Origin of the sequence: Paenarthrobacter sp. NyZ202 (assembly GCF_049860755.1) — a bacterium.
In the GTDB taxonomy this organism is placed as follows: Bacteria; Actinomycetota; Actinomycetes; order Actinomycetales; family Micrococcaceae; genus Arthrobacter.
The window spans coordinates 3,714,382-3,736,576 of record NZ_CP187556.1; the positions used below are offsets into that span (position 1 = coordinate 3,714,382).

General features: G+C 64.2%; 25 protein-coding genes. 12 read left to right on the forward strand and 13 right to left on the reverse strand.

The genetic code is table 11. The features are described from left to right. The first annotated feature begins 22 nt into the window (after positions 1 to 22). The 6 genes from ACPFL9_RS17175 (at position 23) to ACPFL9_RS17200 (ending at position 5,141) form a co-directional block, all read left to right on the forward strand. A complete protein-coding gene (locus ACPFL9_RS17175; protein ID WP_426004079.1) occupies positions 23 to 775 on the forward strand; it encodes a 5-oxoprolinase subunit B family protein in 753 nt (250 codons plus the stop codon). Further along, the gene (locus ACPFL9_RS17180; RefSeq protein WP_426004080.1) at positions 775 to 1,800 is read left to right on the forward strand and encodes a biotin-dependent carboxyltransferase family protein; all 1,026 of its coding nucleotides are present in this window, start codon (positions 775 to 777) and stop codon (positions 1,798 to 1,800) included. Before ACPFL9_RS17175 ends, ACPFL9_RS17180 begins: the two co-directional genes overlap by 1 nt. Before the next feature lie 105 nt (positions 1,801 to 1,905). Beyond that, positions 1,906 to 2,703, forward strand: a complete 798-nt coding sequence (locus ACPFL9_RS17185) for an SDR family oxidoreductase (protein ID WP_426004081.1) — start codon at positions 1,906 to 1,908, stop codon at positions 2,701 to 2,703. Positions 2,704 to 2,747: 44 nt separating this feature from the next. Next, complete coding sequence (locus ACPFL9_RS17190; RefSeq protein ID WP_426004083.1) at positions 2,748 to 3,926, forward strand: pyridoxal phosphate-dependent aminotransferase; 1,179 nt, start codon at positions 2,748 to 2,750, stop codon at positions 3,924 to 3,926. Next, complete coding sequence (locus ACPFL9_RS17195) at positions 3,923 to 4,525, forward strand: TetR/AcrR family transcriptional regulator (RefSeq protein ID WP_426004084.1); 603 nt, start codon at positions 3,923 to 3,925, stop codon at positions 4,523 to 4,525. The genes ACPFL9_RS17190 and ACPFL9_RS17195 overlap by 4 nt, the downstream gene beginning before the upstream one ends. A gap of 28 nt (positions 4,526 to 4,553) precedes the next feature. After that, entirely contained in the window at positions 4,554 to 5,141 is a 588-nt protein-coding gene (locus ACPFL9_RS17200; protein ID WP_426004086.1) for a TetR/AcrR family transcriptional regulator, read from the forward strand. A 48-nt stretch (positions 5,142 to 5,189) separates the two neighbouring features. On the opposite strand, the gene ACPFL9_RS17205 is transcribed toward ACPFL9_RS17200, so the two are convergent. After that, the gene (locus tag ACPFL9_RS17205) at positions 5,190 to 5,669 is read right to left on the reverse strand and encodes a hypothetical protein (protein ID WP_426004087.1); all 480 of its coding nucleotides are present in this window, start codon (positions 5,667 to 5,669) and stop codon (positions 5,190 to 5,192) included. Positions 5,670 to 6,105: 436 nt separating this feature from the next. Here ACPFL9_RS17205 and ACPFL9_RS17210 point away from each other — a divergent pair, with 436 nt between their 5' ends. Both ACPFL9_RS17210 and ACPFL9_RS17215 read left to right on the forward strand, forming a co-directional pair. Beyond that, a complete protein-coding gene (locus ACPFL9_RS17210; protein ID WP_426004089.1) occupies positions 6,106 to 6,618 on the forward strand; it encodes a gluconokinase in 513 nt (170 codons plus the stop codon). Between the two features lie 107 nt (positions 6,619 to 6,725). Further along, the gene (locus ACPFL9_RS17215) at positions 6,726 to 7,298 is read left to right on the forward strand and encodes an MOSC domain-containing protein (RefSeq protein ID WP_426004091.1); all 573 of its coding nucleotides are present in this window, start codon (positions 6,726 to 6,728) and stop codon (positions 7,296 to 7,298) included. 130 nt (positions 7,299 to 7,428) lie between these two features. Here the strand turns inward: ACPFL9_RS17215 and ACPFL9_RS17220 are convergent, their stop codons facing one another. From ACPFL9_RS17220 to ACPFL9_RS17250, 7 genes are all read right to left on the reverse strand, one after another. Then, positions 7,429 to 7,812 carry a hypothetical protein gene (locus ACPFL9_RS17220; protein ID WP_426004092.1) on the reverse strand — a complete coding sequence of 128 codons (384 nt, stop codon included), beginning with the start codon at positions 7,810 to 7,812 and terminating at the stop codon, positions 7,429 to 7,431. A gap of 1 nt (position 7,813) precedes the next feature. Then, positions 7,814 to 8,254 (reverse strand): type II toxin-antitoxin system Phd/YefM family antitoxin, encoded by a 441-nt coding sequence (locus ACPFL9_RS17225; RefSeq protein WP_426004093.1) that lies wholly within the window; start codon positions 8,252 to 8,254, stop codon positions 7,814 to 7,816. Positions 8,255 to 8,368: 114 nt separating this feature from the next. After that, the gene (locus ACPFL9_RS17230; RefSeq protein WP_426004094.1) at positions 8,369 to 10,327 is read right to left on the reverse strand and encodes an ABC transporter ATP-binding protein; all 1,959 of its coding nucleotides are present in this window, start codon (positions 10,325 to 10,327) and stop codon (positions 8,369 to 8,371) included. Then, complete coding sequence (locus ACPFL9_RS17235) at positions 10,324 to 12,060, reverse strand: ABC transporter ATP-binding protein (protein WP_426004095.1); 1,737 nt, start codon at positions 12,058 to 12,060, stop codon at positions 10,324 to 10,326. Before ACPFL9_RS17235 ends, ACPFL9_RS17230 begins: the two co-directional genes overlap by 4 nt. Before the next feature lie 72 nt (positions 12,061 to 12,132). Beyond that, positions 12,133 to 13,080, reverse strand: coding sequence for a helix-turn-helix transcriptional regulator (locus ACPFL9_RS17240; RefSeq protein WP_426004096.1), 948 nt, complete (start codon positions 13,078 to 13,080; stop codon positions 12,133 to 12,135). A 78-nt stretch (positions 13,081 to 13,158) separates the two neighbouring features. Continuing rightward, entirely contained in the window at positions 13,159 to 13,863 is a 705-nt protein-coding gene (locus tag ACPFL9_RS17245; protein ID WP_426004098.1) for an AAA family ATPase, read from the reverse strand. A gap of 9 nt (positions 13,864 to 13,872) precedes the next feature. Then, positions 13,873 to 14,550 (reverse strand): FMN-dependent NADH-azoreductase, encoded by a 678-nt coding sequence (locus ACPFL9_RS17250; protein ID WP_426004099.1) that lies wholly within the window; start codon positions 14,548 to 14,550, stop codon positions 13,873 to 13,875. 167 nt (positions 14,551 to 14,717) lie between these two features. Between ACPFL9_RS17250 and ACPFL9_RS17255 the strand changes: the two genes are divergently transcribed. From ACPFL9_RS17255 to ACPFL9_RS17265, 3 genes are all read left to right on the forward strand, one after another. Beyond that, a complete protein-coding gene (locus ACPFL9_RS17255) occupies positions 14,718 to 15,401 on the forward strand; it encodes an HAD family hydrolase (RefSeq protein ID WP_426004101.1) in 684 nt (227 codons plus the stop codon). 78 nt (positions 15,402 to 15,479) lie between these two features. Next, positions 15,480 to 15,887 carry a winged helix-turn-helix transcriptional regulator gene (locus ACPFL9_RS17260; RefSeq protein WP_426004103.1) on the forward strand — a complete coding sequence of 136 codons (408 nt, stop codon included), beginning with the start codon at positions 15,480 to 15,482 and terminating at the stop codon, positions 15,885 to 15,887. Between the two features lie 4 nt (positions 15,888 to 15,891). Continuing rightward, positions 15,892 to 16,608 carry a thioesterase II family protein gene (locus tag ACPFL9_RS17265; RefSeq protein WP_426004104.1) on the forward strand — a complete coding sequence of 239 codons (717 nt, stop codon included), beginning with the start codon at positions 15,892 to 15,894 and terminating at the stop codon, positions 16,606 to 16,608. A gap of 4 nt (positions 16,609 to 16,612) precedes the next feature. Here the strand turns inward: ACPFL9_RS17265 and ACPFL9_RS17270 are convergent, their stop codons facing one another. The 4 genes from ACPFL9_RS17270 to ACPFL9_RS17285 form a co-directional block, all read right to left on the reverse strand. Beyond that, on the reverse strand, positions 16,613 to 17,224 hold the full coding sequence (locus ACPFL9_RS17270) for a flavodoxin family protein (RefSeq protein ID WP_426004106.1): 612 nt from the start codon (positions 17,222 to 17,224) through the stop codon (positions 16,613 to 16,615). 46 nt (positions 17,225 to 17,270) lie between these two features. Next, entirely contained in the window at positions 17,271 to 17,516 is a 246-nt protein-coding gene (locus tag ACPFL9_RS17275; RefSeq protein WP_426004108.1) for an acyl carrier protein, read from the reverse strand. An 86-nt stretch (positions 17,517 to 17,602) separates the two neighbouring features. Then, on the reverse strand, positions 17,603 to 18,571 hold the full coding sequence (locus ACPFL9_RS17280) for a beta-ketoacyl-ACP synthase III (protein WP_426004109.1): 969 nt from the start codon (positions 18,569 to 18,571) through the stop codon (positions 17,603 to 17,605). Then, positions 18,568 to 19,596 carry an AvrD family protein gene (locus ACPFL9_RS17285; protein ID WP_426004110.1) on the reverse strand — a complete coding sequence of 343 codons (1,029 nt, stop codon included), beginning with the start codon at positions 19,594 to 19,596 and terminating at the stop codon, positions 18,568 to 18,570. The genes ACPFL9_RS17280 and ACPFL9_RS17285 overlap by 4 nt, the downstream gene beginning before the upstream one ends. Before the next feature lie 180 nt (positions 19,597 to 19,776). Between ACPFL9_RS17285 and ACPFL9_RS17290 the strand changes: the two genes are divergently transcribed. Further along, the gene (locus tag ACPFL9_RS17290; RefSeq protein ID WP_426004112.1) at positions 19,777 to 20,613 is read left to right on the forward strand and encodes an alpha/beta fold hydrolase; all 837 of its coding nucleotides are present in this window, start codon (positions 19,777 to 19,779) and stop codon (positions 20,611 to 20,613) included. Between the two features lie 49 nt (positions 20,614 to 20,662). Here the strand turns inward: ACPFL9_RS17290 and ACPFL9_RS17295 are convergent, their stop codons facing one another. Then, entirely contained in the window at positions 20,663 to 22,189 is a 1,527-nt protein-coding gene (locus ACPFL9_RS17295) for a CHAD domain-containing protein (RefSeq protein WP_426004113.1), read from the reverse strand. Between the last annotated feature and the right edge of the window lie 6 nt (positions 22,190 to 22,195).

Here is a 22,195-nt window from a genome sequence, read left to right on the forward strand (position 1 = left end):
CCCACCAACAAGCCAAGGACCCATGAGCACGCACCCAGAGCCCGGACAGTTGCCGGACATCAAGGCCGTACCGTTCGGTGATTCCGCACTGATGGTCAGCGTTGCCTCCGGGACGGCAGGAGAACGGCAGGCGGGCAGCCGCAGGCTCCGTGAAATCCTCCTCGAGGTGCGGCCCCACGGACTGCAGGACGTTGTGGCCGGCGTCGACTCCATTCTGGTGGAGTTCGACTGCCTCACGGTGGGGCACGCCCAACTGGCGCAAACCATCCGGCTCGCGGCTGCTGGACGGTTCCACGAGGACACGGGGCACACCGATGGCAAGCACTTTGTGATTCCGCTGGTGGTCAACCAGACCTTCGCTCCGGACCTGCAGGATGTGGCCGCGGAATTGGGCATCAGCCAGGAAGCCGTCCTTGGGCATCTTGAGGATTCCGTGTTGTCGATCAACCTTCTGGCCTCGGCCATGGCACCCATGATGGGGACAGTCCGGTTCCCCGGACAGGTCAGCCGCTGCAGGGAACCACGGACCAACGTGGACCCGGGATCGGTAATGGTGGCCGGCACCAACGCCATCATCCAGCCTTTCCCGGGACCCACAGGCTGGAAGGTCATTGGGCGTACTCCCCTGACCATCTGCGATATCCGCGAAGATCCACCCACGTCCTATTCGCCCGGAGACACTGTCCGGTTCAAGGTGGTCCCGGAGTCCGAGTGGGAACGCCTGGCCGGACGGTTTCTGAGGACTGATTCGTACTCGATGGAAGGAGCACTCTGATGCCGGCCGAGCGCAGCGCTACCGTCAAGGTCCGCGAGGCCGCCTGGCTGGCCACGTTCCAGGACCTGGGGCGCGAGCAATCCGAAGCCCTCGGTGTCCCCTGCGGCGGTGCGGCCGACCAGCACTCAGCAGCCGTGGCGAACATCCTGGTGGGCAACGACCGGGCTGCCACTGCTCTGGAACTCATGGGTGGCCGGTTCGTATTCACCTCGTCCAAACCCGTCCTGATCTCAGTCACGGGAGCACCGGCGGACGTCACGGTCAACGGCAGCAAGGTCTCCATGTGGGAACCCGTCTGTGTCCCAGCCAAGGGCCGCGTGGTGATTGCGAACGCGCGCGGCGGCATGCGAAATTACCTGGCTTTCAGTGGAACCTTGGTCACTGACCATTTCATGGGCAGCGCGGCCCCCGAGGCACGAATGGGGTTCCCTCAACAGATCGCCGCGGGACAGCACCTGGAACTCGAGACCTCCTACTCGGGGTTTGAGCATCCCTACCTGACCCAGCCTCTGTTCCGCCTTCCTGTACCCATTCCGTCGTTCGAGCACCCTTTGTGGACCATCGACATTGTGGAGGGTCCGGAGACGGACGCGGCCGTGGGCATCCGCGAGCTCCTCGCTTCCCGCGAATACACCGTCACCGCCAAGTCCAACCATGTGGGACTCCGTCTGGACGGCCCGGTGGTGCACCCCGAGGGCCTCGGAGAGATCGTCTCGCATGGCGTCCCCATCGGCGCTTTCGAGATCCCGCACGGCGACGAGCTCATCATTCTGGGCCGCTACCGGACCCTGACTGCGGGCTACCCGATTGTCGCGTTCGCCACCAAGGCCTCCTTGCCAATGTTGGGCCAGGCGCGTCCGGGGCAACGCATGACGTTCCGTTGGGTGGACCAGCACCAGGCGGTCGCGGATTACCACGAGGCGCAGCGCTTGCTGGCCGTCTTGGAGTCGCGCGTGGAGAACCTTTTCGGGGCCTTGGACCTCCCCCATCACTCCCGTCCGGCCCCGGCGCGGGCTGCGGCCTGAACATTGGCCGACCGGGGCACTTGACCCAACAGCTTCGCAAATGAGAAACTTTTCGCATATGTGACAGCTATCTCAGCACTTTCCACGATCCAAAGGAACGGAACCATGGGACTTCTTGAAGGCAAAGTAGCCGTCATTACCGGCGCGGGAACGGGCATGGGCCGCTCAACTGCGGAACTGCTCGCAGCTGAAGGCGCACATGTAGTACTGGTTGGCCGTCGGCTTTCCGTCCTGGAGGAGGTCGCCTCGGACATTGCGTCCGACGGCGGCAGCGTCCACCCGCGGGCCGCTGACATCGCGGCCAAGGACGACGTCGATTCCCTGGTCGCGTGGGTCTCCGAAACCCTCGGACCTGTAGACATCCTGGTCAACAACGCGGGCAGCGCGAGCAAGGTACTCAATGTCCGGTGGATCAGCCAGGAGGAATGGAACAGCGTCCTGGATGTCAACCTCAACGCCGTCTACCTGCTGACCCAGGCCGTCCTCCCCGGGATGCTGGCCCGCAACACCGGCACCATCATCACGGTGTCCTCGCTCGCGGCCGTCAACCCGAACCTCCTGGGCGGCGCCGCCTACGGTGCCGCGAAGGCCGCCGTCCGGAACTTCATGACCTACCTCCACAACACGTTCCGCAACGAAGGACTCCGTGCCGTCACCATCCTTCCGGGCGAAACCGCGACGCCCATCCTGGACAACCGGGCCCGGCCGCCGAAGGCCGAAGAACGCGAAGCCATGGTCCAGCCCGAGGACGTGGCCCGCGCCATCCACCTGGTAGCCACATTGCCGCAGCGCACCGTGGTCCAGGAACTGGTGATCGCGCCGACCGTCCAGCGCGACACCTCAGGGGACATCGAGATCAGCCGCTGGGCCGGCGCCCCCGCAGAAGACCACCCCCGGCGCTAAGACCGCTCCCGCCAAACTTTCCACCTATCCCGAAACAGGACCCCATGACACTTGAACCAACCACCGCCGTTGCCTCCTTCCAACCATCCGAGGCCGTGCTGCGGGTCCAGCGAACATCACTGCGCGTCCAGCAGCCGCAGTCAAAGGGCGATCTCGTGTCCCTGGCCATGGGCGAGCCGGACTTCGACACGCCCGAACAGGTACGTGCCGCAGCCGCCCGCGCTCTGGAAGAGGGACACACCCACTACTCGCCGTTGCTCGGCGAGCTGGTGCTTCGCGAGGAGCTGGCTGCCCGTATCGGCCAGCTCCTCGGCGAAGTGGCCAGCCCCAGCGACGTGCTCATCACTCAAGGCGGAACGGCCGGTCTTTCCGCCGCTATCCTGGGCATCGTCAACCCGGGCGACAAGGTGGTCATCCCCGACCCCACCTACTCCCTGTACGCAGACCTGGTCAGCATGGCCGGGGGCGAGATTGTTCCCGTTCCACTGGCCGAGGACCTGCATTGGGACCTCGACGCCCTGGCCACAGCCCTCAAGGGCGCCAAGATGTTCGTTTTCTGCAACCCGTCCAACCCCACGGGCATCGTGCACTCCCGCCAGGAGCTCGAAGCCCTCGCGGACATGGTTGCCGGAACGGACACCCTGGTCCTCTCGGACGAGGCGTACAGTGACCTTGTCTACACCCCGGAGCCGTTCACCTCGGCTTTGGAAATCCCGGCACTTGCCGGAAGGACCATCTACTGCCAGACGTTCTCCAAGAGCTACGCCATGACCGGCTGGCGTGTGGGCTACCTGTGGGGACCGTCGGACATCATCGCTTCCGCAGCACGGGTGCACAACACCTTCAACGGCTCCATGAACACCGCCGTTCAACTGGCCGCGCTGACTGCGTTGAAGACCTGCGGGCCGGACATCAAACGCATGCACGCCTCCTACGCCGAGCGCCGTGAGCTCATGGTCGACGGACTCAGCAAGATCCCCGGCCTTACGGTGAGCTCCCCTGAAGGTGCCTTCTATCTGTTCCCCAAGTACGACGTGGACCTGCCGGCAGCCCGGATGGTGGCCCACTTGCGTGAGTTCGGCGTGGCAGTCCGCCCCGGCAGCGAATTCGGGCGCAACGGCGAACACCACTTACGGCTTTCCTACGCCGCGAGCGCTGAAGCGATCTCCGCCGGCGTCGAGCGCATCGCTGCGGGCCTCGCGGCACTGAAGCAGACCCCGTGACACTGCTCAACCCTCCATCAGGGCTGCGCGTAGACATGCAGCGCAACCGGATGCTTTTGGTTGAGGCGGCCGGCCGGCTCTTCGGAGCCGGCCGTTCGGCTACCATGTCCCAAATCGCCGCCGAAGCCGGCATCTCCACTGCCACTGCCTACCGGCACTTCGCATCGGTGGAGGACGCGCTCGCCGCTTACCGCTTTGAAGTGGGCCGCGAGCTCTTGGAATTCAGCCGTGCACAGTCTTCGGCCGGCCTGGAGTTACTGGAGGCTGTGTGCACCAAGTGGGTTCACTTGGTGGTCCAGCACGGCGAATCGATGATCCACACCCGATCCCCGGAGGGTTACCTTGCCCGGGTCAAGGCCGGCGCGTACTACCTGACGGTCCAGGCCGATGCTCTTGCGGAGCCCCTCAAGGAAGCTTGTCTGGACCTCGGCATCCAGCACCCAGGGGACGAGGCCCTCTTCCTCTGGAACGGTTTCTTCGACCCCCGCGAAATCAACGATCTTATCCAGAGCCTGCAGCTCACGGCCGAACAGGCCTCCGCCCGGCTGCTCAGGACTTTCACGGCCGCCCTGACTGGGTGGTCCGTTTCCAGGACCTAAGCTTGAGGTGACGAAAGGGTGCCCATCAATGCGTAGTGACACACAGCGCAACCGCAGACAACTGGTCAAGGCAGCGGGCCAGCTGTTTGCGTCCCGCCGCGGCCCTATCAGCATGACGGACGTCGCCAAGCACGCCGAGATATCTACGGCCACCGCGTACCGGCATTTTCCTTCAGTCGAGGACATCCTGGCCGAGTACCGTTTTGGCGTTGGTGAGAAACTGCGCGACTTCAGCCTGAAGCAGCAGGAACTGTCCGGCGTCGAACTTTTGACCACAGTGAGCCGCAAGTGGGTGGACCTGGTCACGCGCCATGGCGGCGCCATGCTCTACACGCGTTCCGGCGAAGGCTACCTGGCCCGTCTGCGCTCCGGCGCCTTCTACCTGACCGTGCAAGCGGATGCACTGGAGCGGCCACTGCGCGAGGCGTGCGAGGAATTGGGCCTCCCGCCGATCGGCGATGAGGCCATGTTCCTGTGGAACATCCTGTTCGACCCCCGCGAAATCCTGGACCTCATCAACACTGTGGGGCTGACCAAGGACCAGGCAACGGCCCGGCTGATCGCAGCCCTCAAGGGTGCACTGTCCGGTTGGAGCGCCGACCGGGAGCAGGCGTAGATATTCCGTAACAGGGAAAGCCGGACCCGCGGGTCCGGCCTTCCCTGCCTACAGTGTTTCCGGCCTGATAAGTTCGCGGATCCGCTCTGCCGGCAGGGACGTCAAAGCGGCGACCCGGAAGATGTCCAGGCTGCCCTTTTGGAGCCCGGCCAGGACATCGCGGCGGAGTTGCTGCACGCACTTGTCCTTGTCTTCCAAGGCGGCATTGAGTTGCCTCACGATGGCGGAAAGGCCCGCGAGGTGCCAATCCTGCTGAGCCCCTGAGAAATGGAGATCCTGGTAGGCGCCGCCGAGCCTTTTGACATCGGTTGCCCGGATTCCCACAACGGCCGAAACCGCGGCGAGGGACACTTTGTCCGCCAGCGCGGCCGCAATAGCCTCATTTCGGCGGCTCAGGAGCATCCGCACATGGCTGTCGATGCGGGCGCGCGAGACCCGGGACTCTGTGAGCCTCAGCTCCAGCGAAGTGAGCCGGGGCTTATGGGCAGTGGTCCGTCGGCGCGGCCTGGCTTCAGCTACGTAGGTCACGGGGCGTGAGGCCGTGGACCAGATGCCACACGATGGCCGTGTTGCGGTGCGTGGGCATGATGCTGCCCTCCAACACCTGCAGACCCGGCCCCGTTTCACCAACCGGAGCCCACAAGCCGCTGACCGGGCAATGGGTTCCGGTCCCGGCCACGTACCGGCACCGGTGTGAATGACCTTGCGATTGTTCTCCAACGATGCGTCGCATCACGTGCCTCCGGGGTCTGGGGAGTTTGCTGGAAACTCCGGGAAATCTGATGGTTTAAGCGTATGTCCGGCATCACACAAAATCAAGAAACTTTTCTCATTTGCTTAAGTTTTCTCATAGCTTGAGGCGCGGCCACCCCCCTTGACCTCCACTCGAAATACTGCGAACCTTTTCTCAAGTATGATTTTTGCCATGCCCGTCCGCGATGGCGCGAACCAAAGGAATATCCATATGAGCACCACTCCCCTGCCACCCCTTGTAGTCATGGGCGTCTCCGGATGCGGCAAATCAACCATCGGCTCGCTGTTGGGCGCGCAGCTGGGCATGCCGTTCCAGGACGGCGATGACCTCCATCCTGCGGCAAACAAGGCAAAGATGGGCGCGGGCATCCCCCTGGACGACTCCGACCGCAAACCCTGGCTGGAAGAGATCGGGCGCACGCTGCGTGCATCAATGGATCAGGGCGCCCCGTCGATCATCGCCTGCTCCGCGCTGAAGCGCAGCTACCGCGAACTGCTTCGCACCCACGTTCCCAACGTCGTGTTCGTCCACCTGCACGGCGACCGTGAAACCCTCCTGGCCCGGATGAACGCCCGCGATCACGAGTTCATGCCATCCAGCCTCCTCGACTCGCAACTAAGCACACTGGAACCCCTGGCTGACGACGAAAAGCACGTACTTGCCGACTTCAACCTTGCGCCTGACGTGCTCGTCGAGAAAATCTCCGGCCAGCTCGCCGCTTAGTTTCGCGGCGCCCAGGCAGGCCAACCACTGCGCGAGAGGCCGCCGTCGTCGGCTTGCCGCAGACGGGGACCTGTGCGCGCCGGCGGCCGGACAGCTAGCGTTGAGGGATGGTCACTGAGTACAGGTACGACGTCGAGGTGCTGCACCTGCTGGTGTCGCCCGCCCACGCCTACTTTGGCCGGGCGCGGGAAGGAGCTGCCGACGTTCCGACAACCGATGCCCCCGCTGCCGAGCTTGTTGCGGGCAAGGGGATCGTGGGTGACCGGTTCTTCGGCAAGGCCGCCCACATGGACGCAGCGGTGACGTTGTTCGCCGTCGAAGCCCTTGAATCGATCGCCGCAGACCTCGGTGCCGGCCCCTTCGATCCGCTCTTGACGCGCCGGAACGTGGTGATCCGCGGGGCCGAACTGGCTCCGTTGCTGGGACACGAATTCACCCTGGAGTCTGCAGGCGATTCCGTGGCCTTAAAGGCCGGACGCCCAGCGCATCCCTGTGCCTGGATGGACCAGATGCTGGCTCCCGGCGCCCACAAAGCGATGCGTGGAAGGGGTGGAGTGAGATGCCAGGTGGTCTCCGGTGGCCTGCTCCACCGCGGTCCAGCCGTGCTGGTCAGCCCCGTCCCTTTGGACCCCTCCCGTGCCGGGGACGCCACGGCGTTGAGGCCCTCGAGGCTGCCGTGATCCCGAGGCGCCTACCGCAACGACATACTTTGACGCCAGGCAGGTGCCAAAACAGCCACAGCCAGTTGGAAAGGGTCGATACGCGGCTCAGCGTTGGTCGGGAAGGCGTGCCCCGTTTGAGACTGGAAGATCAGCGGAAGTTGCGACCGGGCTCGGTCTCGTTCGGATGGCCTGTTTCCACACGCTCAATGAGCACGCGGCCTGGACCTTTGCCCTTCTTGACCGGCGGGATCACGGCGTACCAGATGCGGCCACCGTGAGAGAACTTGTACTGATAACGGTCATGTTCCAGACCTTGGTAAGTCAGGCTCCGGAACCCACCCCGAAGTATGTAGCACAGCCCCGGCTGTTCGCGGCCTGGATTCGTCGTAAGGTACTCCCAAGCCTCGGCGAGGCTATTGCGAGCGGTTGCTTTAGCATCTTGCCAACCCTTCTCCGCCTCACGGGTTATGAATTGCAGGACAAAGTCCGTGCTTTTCGACGGCCTGGGAACGCCGTCCGTTCGCTTCGCCAAGCTACGGCCCCTCGAGAATGACCGGCTGATCCAGATAGTTCAGGTCCGCACTGCCGACAGGGATCCCTTCTGCTGCGGCCGCGGCCGTGGCCTCCCACGAGGAAATCACTACGCCGAGCCGCCCGAAAAATCCAACAGCAGCGCATCCACGGGCTACCTCCACGACCTCGCCAGCGAACTCGTCCTGCTCAGCCCGGGTCAGGAAGGTGAGCCATGGAAAAGGCACATGGAGTCGTTGGACAAAGTCGCCTTCCCCGAGGGAAGCGGCAATCAGGGCGGAAGCCAACTGCAGACCGTGGCGGTCGTTGCGGTGATCACTTGCCTTGGAGACTATCAAGTCTTCTTTGCCGCGCCGCGTGACGACGATGTCCCCTTCGTCGATGTGGGACAGAACTTCCTTTGGCTCGCGCAGAAGCTGCGTGAAGGTTGCTGTTGTGGTCATAGGAAAATTTTATCTGATAAACATCAGATAATCACCTGCTTGTGACATCCACTCATAGCCCCGGACGATCAAGAAACTGCGGTCATTCTCCGAGGGGCCACCGACCGCGAAACCTCACACTTCCGCCGCCGGCGCCGCGAACTGGGCCTCGTACAGCCGGGAGTACGCTCCGCCGGTGGCCAGCAGTTCCGCATGCGTCCCCTGCTCCACGATCTGCCCAGCCTCCATCACCAGGATGAGGTCGGCATCCCGGATGGTGGAGAGCCGGTGGGCGATCACAAAGCTGGTCCGGTCCGAGCGCAGGGCATTCATGGCCTTCTGAACCAACACCTCGGTACGGGTATCCACGGAACTGGTGGCCTCGTCCAGGATCAGCACCGACGGACGGGACAGGAAGGCCCGGGCTATGGTGAGCAGCTGCTTCTCCCCTGCCGAAACGTTGCTGCCCTCATCGTCCAGGACGGTGTCGTAGCCCTCCGGGAGCGAGCGGACAAAGCGGTCAACATAGGTGGCCTGGGCAGCCTCCACAATCGAAGACTCCGGAGCATCAGGCCGTCCGTAGGCGATGTTGTCCCGGATGGTTCCACCGAAGAGCCAGGTGTCCTGCAGGACCATGCCCATCCGCGAGCGCAATTCCTGCCTGAACATGGTGGCGATGTCCACGCCGTCCAGGGTGATCCGGCCGCCGTCGAGTTCGTAGAACCGCATCATGAGGTTTACCAGGGTGGTTTTGCCCGCCCCGGTGGGCCCCACGATGGCGATGCTCTGGCCGGGCTCGGCCACCAGGTCCAGGTTCTGGATCAGCGGCTTGTCCGGGGAGTAGCTGAAGGAGACGTTCTCAAAGACCAGTCGGCCCCGGCCCGTGCCCGGGGAAGAATCAACAGGTTCCGGTGATTCTTCTTCTTCGTCCAAGAGGGCAAAGACCCTCTCCGCGGAGGCAACTCCGGATTGCAGCATGTTGGCCATGGACCCCAGCTGGGCCAAGGGCATGGTGAATTGTCGGGAGTACTGGATGAAGGCCTGCACGTCGCCCAGCTGCATGGCCCCGGCAGCCACTTGCAGCCCACCCACCACGGCGATGCCCACATAGACGAGGTTCCCAATGAACGTCATGGCCGGCATGATGAGGCCGCTGACGAACTGGGCGCCGAAGCTGGCCTGGTACAGCTCGGCGTTCTTGGCCCGGAACTTCTCCTGCACCTCGTTCTGCCGCCCGAACACCTTCACCAGGGCATGTCCGGTGTAGGTTTCTTCGATCTGGCCATTGAGCTCACCGGTGTTTTTCCACTGGGCCACGAAGAGTTTCTGGGACCGTTTGGCGATCAGCACCGTGATGCCCAGGGTCAGGGGGATGGTCACCAAGGCGATCAATGCCAGCAGCGGCGAGAGGATGAACATCATCACCAGCACGCCCAGCACCGTCAGGAGGGAGGAGACTACCTGGCTGATGGACTGTTGGAGGCTTTGGGAGATGTTGTCGACGTCGTTGGTCACCCTGCTCAGCAGCTCACCACGCTGGATGGAGTCGAAGTACCGCAGGGGCAGCCGGTGGATTTTGGCTTCGACCCGCTGCCGCAACCGGTAGACGGTCCTCTGCACGACGCCGTTGAGCACATATGCCTGCATCCAGCCGAACGCCGCGGCCAGGACATACAGCGCCAGCGCCCAGAGCAGCACTGATGACAGGGCGCCGAAATCTATTCCGGTTCCGGGTGTCAGGGTCATGGCGCTCAACATGTCGGCCTTGGCCCCTTCGCCGGAGGCGCGAAGCCCGGCGATCACATCGGCTTTGGAAACGCCGGCGGGAAGTTCTTTGGATACGACGCCGGCAAAGATCAGGTTGGTACCTTCGCCCAACAACCGTGGGCCGATGACGCTCAGGGCTACGCTGACCACGGCAAACACCAGGATCAGGACCAGCCAGAGCCGTTCGGGCTGCAGGGTGCCCAACAACCGCCGGGCGGACGCGCCAAAGTTGGACGCCTTCTCCGCGGGGATGTTCATGCCGGCGAACGGGCCACCCCTGCCGGGTCCCATGGGCGGGCGCTGCGGACCCCGGGTCATGGTGCTCATGCTGCCTCTTCCGCTGCGAGCTGGGAGGACACAATTTCCCGGTAGGTTTCCGACGTTTCCAGCAACTCCTGGTGAGTTCCCTGCCCAACGATCCTGCCGCCGTCGAGCACCAGGATCCGGTCCGCGTCAGCGATGCTGGAGACGCGCTGGGCGATGATCACCAGCGTGGCGCCGCTGGTGTGCTGCTTGAGTGCGTGGCGCAGGCGGGCGTCGGTGGCCGTGTCCAGGGCGGAGAAGGAGTCGTCGAAGATGTAAAGCTCGGGCTTCTTGACCAGGGCCCGGGCAATGGCAAGCCTCTGCCGTTGCCCGCCGGAGACGTTGGTCCCGCCCTGCGAGACGGCGGCGTCGAGACCGCCTTCCATCTGCTCAACAAAGTCCCGTGCCTGGGCTACCTCGAGGGCCTGCCACAGTTCGTCGTCCGTGGCGTCGGGCTTTCCGTAGAGCAGGTTGCTGCGGACCGTGCCGGAGAAAAGGTACGGCTTCTGGGGCACCAGGCCGATGTGGCCCCATAGCTGGTCCGGGTGAAGCTCACGGACATCCGCACCGTCAAGCCGCACGGATCCGGACGTCGCGTCGAAGAGCCTCGGCATCAGGTTCACCAACGTGGTCTTCCCCGCCCCGGTGCTGCCGATGATCGCCGTGGTCTGCCCCGCCAAGGCAGTGAATGACACACCGCTGAGGACCGGCTGCTCAGCACCCGGGTAGGCGAATCCGACGTCGTGCATTTCAAGCTGGCCGCGGCGGCGGCCGGTGAGGGAAACAGGGTTCGACGGCGGCCGGACACTTGAGTCGGTCTGCAGCACCTCGCCGATCCGGTCGGCGGAGACCGACGCCCGGGGAATCATGACGGCCATGAACGTGGCCATCATGACCGACATGAGGATCTGCATGAGGTAGCTCAGGAACGCGATCAAAGTCCCTACCTGCATGGACCCGTCCCCGATCCGGAATGCCCCGAACCAGATGACCGCCACGCTGGAAACGTTCATCACCAGCATGACCACGGGGAACATGAGCGCCATCAAACGCCCGGCCCGCAGCGCAACATCAGTGACGTCGTCGTTGGCTTTGCCGAACCGGGCCGATTCCATATCCTCACGCACGAAGGCCCGGACCACGCGGATGCCGGTCAGTTGTTCGCGGAGGACGCGGTTAACGGCGTCAATCCGCACCTGCATCTTGCGGAACAGCGGCACCATGCGCGTCACGATCACACCGACGCAGACCAGCAGCACGGGCACGCTGACCGCGATCAACCAGGAGAGCTGGGCGTCCTGCCTGACCGCCATCACCACGCCGCCGATACTCAGCATGGGTGCCGTGACCATGAGGGTGCACGACATCAGGACCAGCTGCTGCACCTGCTGGACATCATTGGTGGAACGGGTGATCAGCGAGGCTGCGCCGAACCGGGTGACTTCCTGTTCGGAGAACTCCCCCACGCGGCTGAAGATCGCTTCCCTGAGATCCCGGCCCATGCCCATGGCGGCTTTCGCGCCGAAGTACACCGCAATGACGGCGCAGGCGATCTGCAGGAGTGTTATCAGCAGCATGAGCCCGCCCATGCGCAGGATGTAGCCGGTATCACCAACGGCCACGCCATGATCGATGATGTCCGCGTTGAGCGTCGGAAGGTACAGGGAGGCGACGGATTGGGCCAGTTGGAAAACGACGACGGCGACCAGCAGCCGCTGATGTGGCCGCAGGAAACGAACAAGAACCTTCCAGAGCATGGGATCTCCGAGCTTCCAGCAATAAACCGAAGGCCAGTTTACGTCTGGTTGCTGCGGGCAACCAGCGGCAGATCAGACGACGGCTTTCCGCTCCAGGGACACCAGGGCCGACTGCGTCCCCGTACCGCTCTTTGGCAGGTAGGTAAACAGCCGCAGCGCCGGAAACTGCGGTACTCCCAGCACCATCGGCGCGAAACTCAGCCGACCAAGCAGCGGGTGGTCGTACACCACGTCAACATGGTAGGAATCGCCCACCACCTGGCGCTCCCACAGCTCGCGGAAAGCATCCGAAACGCTGCACAGTCCGCGGGCCATGGCATCAAAGCGTGGGTCGTCCGGGAACTTGGCCGACTGCGCCCGGAACTGCGCCACCATGGAACGGGCCATCATCTCCTTGTGCACGTGCGGTTTGGCGAGCTCCGGATCAGTGAAGAACCGCTGGAGGCAGCTTTCGCCCACGCGCGTATCGAACGTGTCCGCGGCGGCTGTATTCATGACCACGACGGCCCAGAACGGATCGGCGATGTAGCTCGGGTTTTCCATGGCATCCACCAACTGCTGAAGCAGGGCAAGCTGGGTGCCTTCCAAGCCTCCGGCTCCAGTGTCCCGCCAACCAACGCTCCGCGGGCTGCCACCCCCCGCATCGGACACCGGGCGCCGCCCCGAGGCAAGAAGCATGACGTATGCGCGGTCCTCGGGGCTCAGTTGCAGGGCGGTGGAAATCGCGTCCAGGATCTCCTCCGAAGCACCGATGGCCCGGCCCTGTTCAAGCCACGTGTACCAGGAGACCCCCACATTGGCCAGGACGGCGACCTCTTCGCGCCTCAGTCCGGGAGTCCGGCGTCGAGGGCTAACGGGCAGCCCAACGTCCTCCGGACGTGTCTGTTCGCGCCTGGCCCGGAAGAACTCGCCCAAGCGGGCGTGGTTGGAACGGGTCCGGTGCGCCAGAGGTTTGTCCGGCGGCAGGCTCCGGCCGCCGGGCGTGAGCTTTTCCGTGATGGGGGGTCTATCGGCAGGCATGGGGTCTCCAGTTAATGGCCAGCGTCCGGCCGTCCACCCTTTGGTGGACGGCCGGACGGAGAGTCGGTCGGTTCCTGGTTACTGCAGGACCCGCTCTTTTTCGGAGCGGACATCAAGCTGCGCATACTCCTCGGATGCCAGGCGGGTGGCATCCCCGGGGCTCATGCGCGGTTCGAGGTTGAACAGCGAGGCGATCTGCACCAGTCGTTCCTCAACCGAACCTGACACGACGTGGAACGGAATACCGAGCTCGTCCATGGTCTCCTGCAGGATGGCGTCCGACATGTTCCGGAACTGGTCGTTCACCGGACGGTGACCGTCGGCCGAGAGCGGGAGTTCGTTCTTGAGGTGGACAAAGACGTCGAAGGAGCCCTTGACGTGCCGCTTGAAGCTGTTGCCGAGGCTGGTCATGACCTCCTCGAAGAATGCCAGTTCCGGCGTCTTCTCCACCGTTTCGCCGGCCTTCAAGTGTGCGGACGCGCTGGGGTTCAGTCCCAGGGAGACACGCACCGAACCGTAAATCCATTCCTGGAGGGACGAACCGTCGGAGATGAAGCCGTCCGAGAGCCGGTCTTCGTAGACAGCGCGCTCCACGTGACGGGTGACGATCATCTGGATGAGTTCCGCAGCCGTGCACTCCTCCAGGGTCTTACCCGGTGCCGCCTCGGGCAGGATCTCCCGCATGGTCCTGGCCCGCGTCCGGGGAAGCCCGGTGTAGTGGGACAGCGCCATGGACGTGAAGGTCTTGCCCGAGGAATAGGTACCCGAAATGCCGATACGCACGCAGGCCTCCTAGTCGTTGACGAGCTGGAGGGCACCCACGGCGCTGAGCTTGCCGGCAAACTCGATGGCGGCGTCGCTCAGGTCCGCTTCTGCAACCTGGCGGGTGCCTTCGACATCCGCGTTGAGGACCGTCGGAGCGAAGCGCACGTGGGTTGCGTCCTCGATGCCTACGAAGTTCAGCCAGTCAGCGAAGAAGGTGCTGCTGAAATCGGAACCGAAGGCGGCAGGGACACCGGGAGCGTAGACGCCGCTGGTGTGGATGGCGAGGGCCTGCTTGCCTTCCATCAGGCCGCGGTAGCCCTGCTCCGGATCGAAGCCGAAGCTCCAGCCGGGCTGGGTGATGATGTCGATCCACTGCTTGAGGACATAGGGCACGCCGGAGTTCCACATGGGAATGTTGAAAACATACGCGTCTGCGGCGGCGAACTGGTCAAACACAGCCCGGGCGGCTTCCCACGCTGCCACCTGCTCAGGGGTCTGGTCCTGGCCGGTGAAGACAGCCATCTTCGCCGCAGCGGCGATCCGGCCGAAAACGGGGAGCGCACCGTCATCGAACAGGTTCAGTGTCTCCAGCTCAAAGCTCTCCGGACCGGCAGCCTGGACGGAATCGATGAAGTGCCGGGCCAGCCGCAGGGAGTCGCTGTTGGCATAACGCGGGGAGGCATTGACGTGGAGGATGGTAGGCATGTGCTTCCTTTCGAGGCTTTGCTGCGGGGACGCTTTGTGCCCCGTCAACGATCCTCACCCGGTGCTGCGGACCTGCGTAAGAACGCACTTTTTTGTGCCTAGGGCACTTCGAAGTGCCCTCCCCTGAAGGGCTTCCCATCACCGGACCGCGCCCTAGGATTCTTCCTGTGGAAGAATCCCGAACCTCCCGGTCCTGTGGGCAGGCCAACGCCGCTCAAGCCGTCTACACGGACATCGACGGCACCGTCACCGCCTACAACACGATCTTCGAGTTCCTCCGTTTCGATGCAGCGCGCCAGGGCCGCAGCGCCGAAGCGGAGGATTTCCTGGCCGGACTCAGGTCATCAGCCGCGAACGGTGTGCCGCGTTCAGTAACGAATGCCCGGTACTTCCGTTGGTGGAGCGGCCGTGCCGTGGACGGGATCCGGCACCTCGGCGGGCTGTGGGCCGACTCCCAGGCCGGCTCGCCGGACGACTGGGCTTTTCTTGAGCCAGTGGCCTCACTCCTGGATGCCCACGCCGGTGCGGGGCGGCGGCTGGTGGCCGTCACGGCATCGTTCGCGCCGGCCTTGGAGCATGTACGACGGCGGTGGCCCACCTTGGAGCTGCTGTGCACGGAACCGGTGGTCACCGACGGCCGGTACACCGGCGGTATCCGCGAAGCACTGGTTGGTGAAGCCAAGGCGCGCGCTGTCCGGAGGCACGCAGCTGTGTCCGGTGTGGACCTGGACGCAAGCTACGCCTACGGGGACCACAGCTCGGACCTTCCGTTCATGGCCCTGGCCGGTGAGTCGATGCTGGTCGGTGGGCGGCTCATGCGTGCTGCAGAGGTGCCGCCGGTTAAGGTTTGAGTCGTTGTTTCCCAGACTGTCACACGCCCCAAGTAAGCTGTGCCCAGCAGTCCACTTGATGAGGAAAGTATTGGGGAAATGACTCTCACGGCTGAACAGAAGCGCCAGAAGGCCCGGAAGCACTACAACGCTTCCCTGGACCTTTGCCCCGCGCGCCAACTCCTTGAAGCGATCAGCAGCAAATGGGTAACCCTTGTCATGCTCGCCCTGGAAGGCGGCCAGCAACGGCACAGCGACCTTCGCAAGAAAATTCCGGGTGCCAGCCAGAAGATGCTGACGTCCACACTCCGGTCACTTGAGCGTGACGGCCTGGTGCTGCGCCATGTCACCGTGTCCGTGCCCGTTCGTACTGACTATGAGTTGACTCCGCGGGGCCGGTCGCTCCTGCGGATCATCTTCGACATGAAGGAATGGGCCGAGGAACACATGGACGACGTCGCCGCTTCCCGGCTCGAGCACGACCGGCACCGGCTGGCCTTCAGCTAGCGGCATGCACCTGTTTTGCCTGCACCACGCGGGCGGAACCACTGCAAGCTTCGCTGGGTGGCGCTTCCAAGGAGTCACCGTTACCAAGGCCGGCTACCGTGGCCGGAACTTTGCATCGTTCGGAGCGGCGGCTGACTCCATCGCAAGCCGGGTTCAGGAATCCCGGTCTCCGCGCATTGCGCTGTATGGGCACAGCATGGGTGCCGTGCTCGCCTTCGAGGTGGCGCTCCGCCTCCAGGCGTCCGGCACCGTGGCGCACGTTTTCCTCGCAGCAGCCCGGCCGCCGTCGGGCTTCCTACCGGTGACGCACGACGCCGGTGCTGCCGCCACCGGAAAGATCCCCGCCGCCGTTTGGGCGGATGCCGTCCTGGCAGAGCCGGGTGTTTCCGACACGTTGTCTGAGCGTGCCCTGGAGGTTCTCCAGGAGGACCTGGCACTTCTTGGCAGCTACCAAGGCAGGCCACCGGCGCGCCAACTGGAAGTGCCTGCTACGGTCCTGGTGGGCCGGGACGACCCCGTGGTGCCGGCGTCGGAATCGGCGCGCTGGGCTGATTGGTGTGCGGCGGCTCCGCCGGTGGTGGAAGCCGGGCGTGGCCACCTTTTTCACGTGGGCAACCCGGCAGTGATGAGGCTGGTGGAAAGGACCCTGGCAGAGCCCTACCAGGACCAGGGGGAACAGCAGAAAGCCCGGCGACACCGGATGTCACCGGGCTTTCCGTAGCGGTTCAGGCTCCCGCGCTGACCAGTTCCCGTTCCAGCGCGGTCTTACCGGCCGCGAAGACAGCGGTGATCTCCGCCACCCGGCGGCCCAGATGCTCAGCCGTTGCGATGTCCGCCGGATGCACGCCGTCAACACCGACGTCGGAGAACGTCTGTGCGGCGGCCCCGTTGAAGTAGCCAAAGCGGTTGAGGTCGTTTTCCGTACCCTTGGTGCTCTTCCAACCGGGCAGGAGGCCCAGGTTGATCCAGTTCATGCCGTGCTGGGCACCGAATGTAGCGAAGTAGTCCAGCGTGGAGTTCTTGTCTCCGGCTTTGCACGCTGCGTTGGTGAAGCCCGCCCCGAGCTTGTCATGCCATTTCTGGACGGCCCATCGACCGGCGGTCTTTTCGGCGAATGCGTGGAACGCTGCCGGTGCGGTGCCCATGTAGGTGGGGGCACCAAAGATGATGGCATCAGCCTCGTCAAGGAAATCCCAGGCTTCCTGGTCAAGTTCATCAACGCGCAACAGTGCCGTGGTGGCACCGGTGGCTGCGGCAGCCGCCGTGACGGCATCCGCCAGGACTTTGGTGTGGCCGGAGCCTGAATAGTAGAGAACTGCGATTGCTGGAATGGTCATGGGTGTCCTCGCTGTGTTGTGTGGTTGCGGGCGGTGGCAGAGGTAGTCAGAGTGCGGGTTGCAAGGCCAGTTTGCCGGTGACCAGGTTGGCGGCCTCACGGGCAGTTCCTGCTTCCGTGAGTTCGAATTCATCAACGCGGACGCCAAATCTGTTGCTGATGATCACGGCCGCTTCAACCAGTGAGAGTGAGTCGATGTCGAGGTCTGCGAAGGCGTCCTCCGGCCCCATATGGCTCAGTTCGTCCATGGTGGACCGGATGGCATCGACAACGTCAAGAGCGGTGATTTCCATTGTTTTTCCCCCTTTTCAGTGGGCCGGGAGCAACCGGCGCCACGGTGGTCCTGCGCGGCCCCGCCGGCAGGAGTTGGCAGCCGTCCCTAGTGCGGGTCGACCACCGAGATTGATGGCCAGGTCATGGCTATGGCTCCCCAGGTGGTGCCTCCGCCGAAGGCCGTGAGCAGCACCCTGTCTCCGGGTGTCCGGTGTCCTTTGGTGGCGGCGTCGGTCATGGCCAGCGGAATGGAGGCAGCGGACGTATTGCCCACCCTGTCCAAATGCACCTCCGCTTTGGCGGCCGGGATCCCGGCCACGGAGGCCACGGCGTTCAGGATCCGGAGATTGGCCTGGTGGGCTATCAACGAATCGACCTCCTCCGCAGTCCAGCCGGCAGAGTCCAGCACGGTCTGCAGGGATCCGGACATGGCGGTGACCGCCTGGGTGAAGACTTCCTTGCCCTGCATTTCAAAGAATGAACCGGCGCCCCGCGGAACCTGGATCAGGGATTCCCCGTCGCCGTCCGCATGCAGGGTGGAGGCGTGGATGGCTCCGGGCTGGTCCGGAGTGCCCGCGGCAAGGTACGCCGCCCCTGCCCCGTCACCGAAGATCACGGACGTGGTCCGGTCCGTTGGATCGAGCAGCCGCGTGAACGTGTCGGCTCCGATCACCAACGCAGAAGAGGTTGACCCCGACTCAATGGCCCATGCGGCAGTAGCCAGGGCGTACACGAATCCCGAACACACGGCCGAAATGTCGAAGGCTGCGACCCCGTTCAACCCGAGGTTCGCCGCAACCTTTGGTGCCGTGGCCGGGCAGACTTTGTCCGGCGTCGAGGTCGCCACAATCACCAGCCCCGCAGAGTCGACCCCGGCACTTGCCAGGGCGCGTTCTCCCGCAAGGGTTGCCAGCACGCTGGTGCTCTCTGTTTCATCGGCGTGGCGGCGCTCAACGATTCCCGTCCGGCGCCGGATCCACTCGTCGGTGGTGTCCATGACGGCCGAGAGATGGTGGTTGGTGACCACCTTTCCCGGCAGGGCACCACCAAGGCCCCGGACAACAGCAGTACTCATTTCACCACCCCAACTGTCGCAGGGACGCCGGCCGCCACGGGAAGACGGTGGGCGACGCTGCAGACGACCTCGCCGCCGTCGAACGTTCCCACGACGTCGGCGCAACGCCACACTCCGCCGTCTTTTTCGATAAGGCGGCTCTTCTTCAGCCGGACCGTCAGTTCAGTACCCTGCCCGCCCCCGATTTTCGGGCAGGGAACGTTGAGGGTGATGCGCGTCCGGCGCATCCACAGTGTGTTGCTGTTGGCCCGGTCCATGGAGTCCAGCCGGTACAGGAGGACTTGCCCCAGTTGCAGCGACCCTACAAAGTACTCGACGGCGGACAGCGCCTGGGGGTACGCAGCTTCCAACCCGCGGCGGTCACCCAGGTTCCGGCCCAGGGAAGGTTGTTCGCGGAAGGACAGCCCGGCCCGGGCGTTACCGTCACCGTCCAGGACCACGTCCAGCAAGGAGACCTGCCGTTGGGCCCACAGTTGCCCGTAGAGACGCGAACCGGCCTCACCCACCAACGCCTCTTCTGTCGGAGACTGGACTGAGGCAAGCCCCAGCCCGGCCGGCTGATGGTCGATTTCCAGCACCGCGCCCATGGACGCCACGGAGCACCGGATCACCGAGCCTGCCGCCCCGTCTTCAAGGGTTGCCCGGCATTCAAGGTCGCCCAAGAGGCCTTCCACCGGTTCGCTGCCTCCGGAGATGGTCACGGAGGCCAGCCGGGCCGTGGGCAACAGGTCCGGGGAATAGCGGCTGGCCAGCAGGGCCTCGGCCATTCTGCACGCCAGGACCAGGACGTCCGTGGTGCCAAGATGCGGAACCTGTTCCGAGTTTCCTTTGACGGACCAGACGCCGTCCAGGCCCAGTGCGGCGCGGGCCGTCAAGGTGGATTCTGCCAGGGTGTGGACTACCCGGAGGGAACTGAGCCGGGGATTGGTGGACTTGTAGCCGTGGCTGAAGAAACGGCGGCTTCCGTCACCCAGGAGCTCGTCGATGGAAGCGTAGCTGCTGGTGGGGCGCAGGGCGAGTGGCATGGGTCTTCCTAGGATCGTCATCGGCGGTGATCCAAGAATCCACCGGGGCGCCGGCGGCAACCAGTGTGCGCCGATGCTGTTGGTGGGAACACCACCCTGCAGGGATCCTGCACAGCGGGTTGGCGGGCCACGTAGGCTGGAAACGTTCCACCCCAGAACCGCTATGAAGGGACCGAAGTCTTGGCTTACATCACCGTCGGAAACGAAAACAGCACTGAGATTGAGCTCTATTACGAGGATCACGGGTCGGGACAGGCAGTGGTGCTGATCCACGGCTATCCGCTGGACGGCTCGTCGTGGGAAAAGCAGACTGCTGCCCTGCTGGACGCCGGCTACCGGGTCATCACCTATGACCGCAGGGGTTTTGGAAAGTCGGGCAAACCCACCATTGGCTATGACTACGACACGTTCGCGGCCGACCTCAAGACCGTCCTGGAAACCCTGGACCTGAACGACGCAGTCCTGGTGGGTTTCTCCATGGGTACCGGGGAGGTTGCCCGCTACATCAGCACCTACGGTTCAGCCCGCGTAGCCAAAGCCGTGTTCCTTGGTTCGCTGGAGCCGTTCCTCCTGAAGACCGACGACAACCCGGACGGCGTTCCGCAGGATGTCTTTGACGGTCTGGCCGATGCCGTGAAGGCGGACCGGTACGCGTTCTTTACCGACTTCTTCAAGAACTTCTACAACACCGATACGTTCCTGGGGACCGAGCGGCTCAGCCAGGAGTCCTTGGATGCCAGCTGGAACCTCGCGGCAAGCTCGGGAGCCTTCGCGTCCGTCGCTGCCCAGCCCACGTGGCTCACGGACTTCCGGGCCGATATCCCCAAGATCGATGTTCCGTCCTTGATTGTCCACGGCACGGCAGACAACATCCTGCCGATCGACGTCACCGGCCGCCGTTTCAAGGAAGCTTTGCCCAGCGCCGAGTATCAGGAGATCGAAGGCGCCCCGCATGGCCTGCTGTGGACGCACGGAGCCGAGATCAACCAGGCGCTTCTGGCCTTCTTGAAGAAATAGTCCCGGGGAGAAATTGCCCTCCGGGGCCAGGTTCCGGAGGGCTAATTCCTTACTTCTTGAGGCGCAGTTTCCGTGCTTTCTTCTTGCCGCGCAGGTACTCCTGCTGCGCAGCATCGGCTGCTTGGCGTTCGGCAGCGTGGAGGACACCGTAGGTGAAGGCGGCGTTTCCCACGCCCGGCGCCGAGCCGAGTTTCAGCAGCTCCGCGCGTGCCACGGCGCTGTCCTGGTGTTCACCGAGGACCGTCTGGATCCCGTGTGCTGCGTCAGCCATCTTCCGTGCCGGCTTTCCGTGCACGCTTTCCACGGCAGAGGCAGCGAACCGCAGTTTTTTGGCAGCCTTCCGGACCTCGTGGAACGCCAGGTCGCGGGAAGGCCCGACGGCGGCACCCACCGCTGCGTCATGGCGTTTGGCTACGCGCTTGGCGGCTTTGTTGACGTACTTGGCGGTGGTTTTCCGTGCCGGTCCGGTTCCTTCCGGAGCTACCGGCGGAGCGTCAAGGAACGCTTCAAGTTTGTCCAGGAGACGGAAGTACCGAGGGCTGTTGAGCCGTGTACGGACGGCAGCCAGGGCGGTGTCGGCGCGGACTTTCATCCGTTCATCAAGTTCGGCCTGCAGGGGTCCCAGTACGAGCGTCACCGGCAGGTCGTCCAGGTCCTTCCGGAGCCGGGCATGCAGCACCTCAACGTCACGGTAGCGGCCCAGGGTCTTGGCCAGTGATTTCAGCTCGGATTCGAGTTCGGCCACGGGGGCTGCCTTGAAAAACTTGCGGTAGCTGCGCAGCACAGAACGCAGGCGCCTGGTCAGGGTCCGCATCTGGTGGACTGCGTCGTCCCGGTTCATCCGGACGTGGGCATCTTCAAGAAGGACCTTTGCCAGCAACCCGTCCAGATAGTTAAGCACCGGAACCACAGCCGGGCCCTTGGGCCGGGGCACTTCCCGGCCGCTGCCCTTGGCAGGAGGCAACGTATCGCCCAAGGCCGTGGCAAGCTTTGAGGTCCGTTCACTGGGGCGTGCGCCGGTTTGGACGAGGCGGGTAGCTACTGCGTCCAGCAGGGCATCGTCGTGATCCCCGACCGCCCCGTTCAGCTCCACTTCCCACTCCCGCCACTCCTGTGGAGCAGGGCTGTCGTGGGCGGGGCGCGCCACAACGTGGTCGTCCACGAACTCGGCCAACCGCTGGTCATCGTCGCTGTACAGTGCGTACGTTGTGCGCTGCGTGTCCAGCGTTGCCACCGGCTTGAGTGCATGTCCACGCGAAAAGGCCAGCACCCGGTCGAGGAGTTCCACGGGTACGGTGTCCATTTGGCCCAGCGGTGCCTGGATTTCTGTTCGACGCCCTGGGCTGTGGGGAAGCTTGAGGTGCCATCCGGCGTCGGGTCCTCCGGTACGCCGCCGAAGCGTGATGCCGTGGGCTGCCAGAGCCAGGTCCCGCGTATCGAAATAGACGGCCTCGAGGGTGTGGGTGGCAGGTGAGCCGACGCGGGCGACTCCCTTCACCCCCGTGAGGTCGGGAAGCGGAGTGGAGGTGTCGGCGTCGAACTTTCTTTCTGCCTCAACCGTGCTGGAAGCTGCCATGGGCGT

Coding starts and splice junctions, on each gene's coding strand:
- ACPFL9_RS17265 (WP_426004104.1), top strand. CDS start 15,892: ATGCACCTGTTTTGCCTGCACCACGCGGGCGGAACCACTGCAAGCTTC.
- ACPFL9_RS17240 (WP_426004096.1), bottom strand. CDS start 13,080: ATGCCTGCCGATAGACCCCCCATCACGGAAAAGCTCACGCCCGGCGGC.
- ACPFL9_RS17285 (WP_426004110.1), bottom strand. CDS start 19,596: ATGCCACTCGCCCTGCGCCCCACCAGCAGCTACGCTTCCATCGACGAG.
- ACPFL9_RS17250 (WP_426004099.1), bottom strand. CDS start 14,550: ATGCCTACCATCCTCCACGTCAATGCCTCCCCGCGTTATGCCAACAGC.
- ACPFL9_RS17190 (WP_426004083.1), top strand. CDS start 2,748: ATGACACTTGAACCAACCACCGCCGTTGCCTCCTTCCAACCATCCGAG.
- ACPFL9_RS17185 (WP_426004081.1), top strand. CDS start 1,906: ATGGGACTTCTTGAAGGCAAAGTAGCCGTCATTACCGGCGCGGGAACG.
- ACPFL9_RS17280 (WP_426004109.1), bottom strand. CDS start 18,571: ATGAGTACTGCTGTTGTCCGGGGCCTTGGTGGTGCCCTGCCGGGAAAG.
- ACPFL9_RS17200 (WP_426004086.1), top strand. CDS start 4,554: ATGCGTAGTGACACACAGCGCAACCGCAGACAACTGGTCAAGGCAGCG.
- ACPFL9_RS17275 (WP_426004108.1), bottom strand. CDS start 17,516: ATGGAAATCACCGCTCTTGACGTTGTCGATGCCATCCGGTCCACCATG.
- ACPFL9_RS17295 (WP_426004113.1), bottom strand. CDS start 22,189: ATGGCAGCTTCCAGCACGGTTGAGGCAGAAAGAAAGTTCGACGCCGAC.
- ACPFL9_RS17235 (WP_426004095.1), bottom strand. CDS start 12,060: ATGCTCTGGAAGGTTCTTGTTCGTTTCCTGCGGCCACATCAGCGGCTG.
- ACPFL9_RS17175 (WP_426004079.1), top strand. CDS start 23: ATGAGCACGCACCCAGAGCCCGGACAGTTGCCGGACATCAAGGCCGTA.
- ACPFL9_RS17270 (WP_426004106.1), bottom strand. CDS start 17,224: ATGACCATTCCAGCAATCGCAGTTCTCTACTATTCAGGCTCCGGCCAC.
- ACPFL9_RS17210 (WP_426004089.1), top strand. CDS start 6,106: ATGAGCACCACTCCCCTGCCACCCCTTGTAGTCATGGGCGTCTCCGGA.
- ACPFL9_RS17230 (WP_426004094.1), bottom strand. CDS start 10,327: ATGAGCACCATGACCCGGGGTCCGCAGCGCCCGCCCATGGGACCCGGC.
- ACPFL9_RS17225 (WP_426004093.1), bottom strand. CDS start 8,254: ATGACCACAACAGCAACCTTCACGCAGCTTCTGCGCGAGCCAAAGGAA.
- ACPFL9_RS17215 (WP_426004091.1), top strand. CDS start 6,726: ATGGTCACTGAGTACAGGTACGACGTCGAGGTGCTGCACCTGCTGGTG.
- ACPFL9_RS17260 (WP_426004103.1), top strand. CDS start 15,480: ATGACTCTCACGGCTGAACAGAAGCGCCAGAAGGCCCGGAAGCACTAC.
- ACPFL9_RS17180 (WP_426004080.1), top strand. CDS start 775: ATGCCGGCCGAGCGCAGCGCTACCGTCAAGGTCCGCGAGGCCGCCTGG.